General features: G+C 52.8%; 1 protein-coding gene. It reads left to right on the top strand.

Annotation, left to right across the window (positions count from 1 at the left end; translation table 11 throughout):
• On the top strand, window positions 1-656 hold a 656-nt coding region (locus DMI82_RS19575), incomplete at its 5' end, for a VirB6/TrbL-like conjugal transfer protein, CD1112 family (protein ID WP_242981891.1).
• Window positions 657-665 lie beyond the last annotated feature (9 nt).

Here is a 665-nt window from a genome sequence, read left to right as displayed (position 1 = left end):
TGGTGCTGACCTTTGTTGCCACTTATGAGCTCATACAGATGCTTTTGGAAAAGAACAATATGCACGAGGTTGACGTTGCGAACCTCTATAAATGGATGTTCAAAACAGCCTGTGCAATCCTGATCCTGTCAAACACATTCAATATCGTCATGGCCGTGTTCGATGTCTCGCAGAGCGTCATCGCGCAGGCAGGCGGGCTCATTCAAGGCTCTACCGATGTTTCGGCGGATATGCTTGCCGAACTGGAAACCTCGCTGGAGGCGATGGACTTGGGGCCGCTTTTGGGGCTGTGGCTGCAGTCTGCGCTCATTGGCTTCACAATGAAGGCGATGGGAATTATCATTTTCGTCTTGGTGTATGGCAGGATGCTGGAAATCTATCTGCTGACCAGTCTGGCCCCCATCCCCGTTGCTACGCTTTCCAACCGGGAGCTTGGCGGCACCGGGCAGAACTACATCAAGTCCCTGTTTGCCGTGGGCTTTCAAGGGCTGCTGATCCTTGTATGTGTTGCAATTTACGCAGTGCTCATTCAAGGCATCGCAACAGGCGGCGATCCCATTGGGGCGATTTGGGGAACTGTGGGCTACACGGTTCTGCTTTGCTTCATGCTCTTTAAGACCGGGAGCATTGCCCAGCGTATCTTTGGCGCTCATTAACAGGAGGTG

It is taken from the genome of Blautia sp. BCRC 81119, assembly GCF_003184505.1.
In the GTDB taxonomy this organism is placed as follows: Bacteria; Bacillota; Clostridia; order Lachnospirales; family Lachnospiraceae; genus Blautia_A; species Blautia_A fusiformis.
Note: the sequence above shows the minus strand (reverse complement) of the source record. Positions and strands in the feature narration are given on the sequence as shown.